Source organism: Bacteroides caecigallinarum (genome assembly GCF_021531075.1).
Lineage (GTDB): Bacteria > Bacteroidota > Bacteroidia > Bacteroidales > Bacteroidaceae > Phocaeicola > Phocaeicola caecigallinarum_B.
Map to the genome: position 1 here is coordinate 1 of NZ_JADYTJ010000112.1, position 2004 is coordinate 2004.

Here is a 2004-nt window from a genome sequence, read left to right on the forward strand (position 1 = left end):
TTCAACCTGTCGGGTGATCATATCACAGAATTTCTGGCCGTTTTCTTCCTCACCCCTGAAATAGGCGGCCATCATCAGCAGGTTCTTGTTGTAATAATGCACCCATTTGTCATGGAAATGTGCGCCGGGAACCTGTCCGAATGTTTCCTGAAACAGTTCCAGGGTCAGATCCTCGTCCTGTCTTCTGTTGTATTCCCATATTGCCAGAAGCAGTATGTCATTGTAATTCAGTCTCATATTGCGTTGGTATTTGAAATGGCCATTATGATGTTGCAGCAACCGATTTCCCGGACATTCTCCTTCAGCTTTCCGTTGTTTACCAGTCTGTCGTATGCCTCATGCACAAACCTGTATGCAGGCGAATCATATCCGACACCGTGCAGATGTGATGTCGTCGCCACATTTATCCGTGATGCCATCATGGAAAGTATGTCCTCTTTCCCTGCCCGGCGGTTGCTGAAGGCATCCAGTATATTCCTGTGGATGCACATTCCGTATCTGGCACGGTAATATTCCATTTCTTCTTCATCGGTGAAGGAATACACCTCTTCCGCTATCGTATCCTTTACAAGACGGAATGTACGGCCTCCTTTTTTCAGTATGGCTGTAATCTGTGGAATATGCAGTATTTCACAGTAGCCGCTTATTTCCATCGGATGCACGTACAGGCGTGTCTTTCCTTTTACAAGATACATGGCCTGTGATGTACAGCCGGTTATGTCCGTGTCGAATCCCTCTCCATGAAATTTCTCTTTTATTTCCTTGTAGAATGCGTCCGTTTTCTCATGGGAAAGACCTTTTCCCCATTCATATCCGCTTTCCAGACTGAAAAGCAGATGGAAGAGGGTTGTCCGTCCGGTCTTGCTTTCCCAGTAGCCGTAAAGGTCAGTCGTGCCGGATTTCGGTCCGAACCTGTATCCGTCCGGAGTATAGCTTTCCATCACTTCCAGGAGTGAGTTCGTGAAATTTTCCGATTCTTCCGAATTCCACCATTCTGACGTATCGTCATCCATGGCATAAGCCGGTATATGGTTCATAACCTGCAGGTATTCCGGAGTTTCTTTCAGAATGTCCAGCATCCTTGTGACGGCTTCCTTCCTTTGTCTGATGGAGAACAGTTCTGTTCCGGTATCCGCGTGAAGCCTGTTCTGTGTCTTCTGGTCTGTAATCATGACTTCTGATATTTATTGTTATACATTGTCTGCCTGTAAGGTACAGGCATTCTTATTTCTTGTTGTCCCTGTTGTCTGTTTGCCCGCATCCCTGCAAGGCTTGGCGGAAAAAAATACCGGAGCGAAGCGAGGATGATTTTTTTCCAGACAACCAGCCCGGCAGGGCCGCCTTGCGGGAGTTGCGCGGCAAACAGCTATTTTTGCAGCAAGAAATGAGGATGCTGTCATCATGTCTGCGGCATAAAAAAAGGGAACCCCATATTGCATGAGGCTCCCCAATACAGACTGTCGCATATATGTCAGGTATGTATGCTCCATCCGTGGAAACGTTCCATGGTGACGGCAAAGGACTCGTCCGGATTTCCATGATACAGCAGTCCTCCGACAATGCCTGTATTTCCGTCCGGATAACGTTCGCAGAATCCGAACGAATACGGCGCATGGTCGTAATAGAGTTCGATTTCGCATGGACGGTTCTCGTTCTTCTCCCATTGTTTTAGACGTTCAAGACAGTTTTCCAGTGTCTTGTCATTGATTGATTTTGCATACTGTACGACCTTGTCGTAATGCTCTTGTGAACAGCAGATTTTCATATCGTTTGAATTTATTGGTTGGTAAATGTTTTTTCAGTCAATCCAGAAAGTACCGCAATGAGGGCACCTGCATCCGGCAGGATATTCATTCGAATACCGCACGTCACGGTGACGTTTGTAGTTCATGTCACCGAAGGTGCATTTCCCGTCTCGGAATGTCTGCTCATAAGCGGCTTCCTGTTTCTTGTATTCAGCCATCCGGCTTTTTCGGACAGATCCGGTAAAAGGTATCATGCCCG

The 2004-nt window shown here is 46.9% G+C and carries 4 protein-coding genes and 1 pseudogene; all 5 read right to left on the minus strand.

The features are described 5' to 3' along the window. A partial coding sequence (locus I6E11_RS14475) for a hypothetical protein (RefSeq protein WP_235338815.1) occupies window positions 1-237 on the minus strand: 237 nt, incomplete at its 3' end. Further along, entirely contained in the window at window positions 234-1172 is a 939-nt protein-coding gene (locus I6E11_RS14480; protein WP_007560843.1) for a hypothetical protein, read from the minus strand. The genes I6E11_RS14480 and I6E11_RS14475, both read right to left, overlap by 4 nt. Before the next feature lie 18 nt (window positions 1173-1190). Beyond that, window positions 1191-1490 carry a hypothetical protein gene (locus I6E11_RS14485; RefSeq protein WP_154577308.1) on the minus strand — a complete coding sequence of 100 codons (300 nt, stop codon included), beginning with the start codon at window positions 1488-1490 and terminating at the stop codon, window positions 1191-1193. Further along, window positions 1472-1765 carry a DUF4120 family protein gene (locus tag I6E11_RS14490; RefSeq protein ID WP_004326290.1) on the minus strand — a complete coding sequence of 98 codons (294 nt, stop codon included), beginning with the start codon at window positions 1763-1765 and terminating at the stop codon, window positions 1472-1474. Before I6E11_RS14490 ends, I6E11_RS14485 begins: the two co-directional genes overlap by 19 nt. Before the next feature lie 33 nt (window positions 1766-1798). Further along, window positions 1799-2004, minus strand: a pseudogene (locus tag I6E11_RS14495) (hypothetical protein); the annotation flags it as partial.

Coding starts and splice junctions, on each gene's coding strand:
- I6E11_RS14480 (WP_007560843.1), bottom strand. CDS start 1,172: ATGATTACAGACCAGAAGACACAGAACAGGCTTCACGCGGATACCGGA.
- I6E11_RS14485 (WP_154577308.1), bottom strand. CDS start 1,490: ATGGAGCATACATACCTGACATATATGCGACAGTCTGTATTGGGGAGC.
- I6E11_RS14490 (WP_004326290.1), bottom strand. CDS start 1,765: ATGAAAATCTGCTGTTCACAAGAGCATTACGACAAGGTCGTACAGTAT.